The 1,249-nt window shown below is 65.2% G+C and carries 2 protein-coding genes; both read right to left on the reverse strand.

Annotated features, from left to right (window positions below; genetic code table 11):
• The coding region (locus ACYVDE_RS23250) for a hypothetical protein (protein WP_460503907.1) at positions 1-269 on the reverse strand (269 nt) is incomplete at its 3' end.
• 40 nt (positions 270-309) lie between these two features.
• A complete protein-coding gene (locus ACYVDE_RS23255) occupies positions 310-927 on the reverse strand; it encodes a hypothetical protein (protein WP_460503908.1) in 618 nt (205 codons plus the stop codon).
• Between the last annotated feature and the right edge of the window lie 322 nt (positions 928-1,249).

Below are 1,249 nucleotides of genomic sequence, written 5' to 3' on the forward strand. Positions count from 1 at the left end.
GCGGCCGGAATCGTGAAGCTGATGTTGTCGCTGCCCTCGGGCGCGTCGAAGCCCAGCACCAGGCCGGCCGCATCCAGCCGCCCGCCGATGTGCAGGGTTTTCTGCGTGTACGTCAGCTCGGTATCGAGGCTGGAGCTGGCCGGGTACGTAAAAGCGCGGGTGAGGCTGGCCTGCACGGCCGGCACGGGCGCGGGCTGCGGGTCGGCGTCTTTTTTCGAGCAGGCCGCCAATAGAACGGCCAGTAGCAGCAGCGGAGTAGGCTTGTTCATATACAGTTGCAAGGAGGAGCTACCGCATTGAGCTGCCCGGCTACTGCATGGGCAGCTCGGTGAAGGTACCCGTCAGGCGCAGGTCGCCGTCGGGCCGGGAATCGGCCGCACCGTAAGACCGGAAGCTGAAGGGTGATTTCGCGTTTACGGCCTTCACTGTGTAGGAACCGCTGATAAGCCGCCGGCCGGCATCGTAGGCACTGATGGTCAGGCTGCCTTCCAGCTGGTTGCGGTTGCTGTCGTACACGTTGGAGTACAGGTTGGAGCTGCTGCTGGTGGGCCGGGTGTAGGCCACCAGCACCTCGCCCCGGCTGGCATCGGGCTGCGATGCCAGCGTGTAGGTGCCCACCAACCCGGGCTTCTGCCGGCTCAGGGGCAGCGTGAGCAGCAGCTGGTCTTCCACAAAAAACGCCGAGTTGGCATACTCCAGCTTGATGAGCACGCGGTCGCTGGACTGCGGGGCAACTGGCTTTTGCGGCACCAGGCTCAGCGACTGCGTGTGGGCGGCGCTGCTGCCCGTGGCGTAAAAGTCGAACACGACGTTCAGGGTGGCGGCCTGGGCCGGGGCCGCGGGTGCGGGCTGGGGCTCGGCTTCCTTTTTCGAGCAGGATGCCAGCAGGCCGGCGGCCAGCAGCAGCGAGGCGATTTTCTCTCTCATTGAGCGCAAACGGAAAGGTTGAGTTGCGGCCTCTTTCAAAATGCAGGCCGATTACCCCGCAATTTCGCCCTCAATTGGCAAACCGTGCCCGTACCGCCCACAAGCCGCTGATTGCGAACCCCTATATTTTGCGCGGGCTATGCGGGCCAGCGCCTGGCCGGCCGGGGCTCAGCTCTGCGGCACCAGCAGCTTCTGGCCCAGCTTCACCTCATCGGAGGCCAGGTGGTTGAGCTCGCGCAGCACCTGCACGCTCACGTTGAAGCGCCGTGAGATGTTGAACAGCGTGTCGCCCGGCTGCACGCGATGCACCTGCGGCGCGGCG

This window comes from Hymenobacter agri (assembly GCF_054778495.1).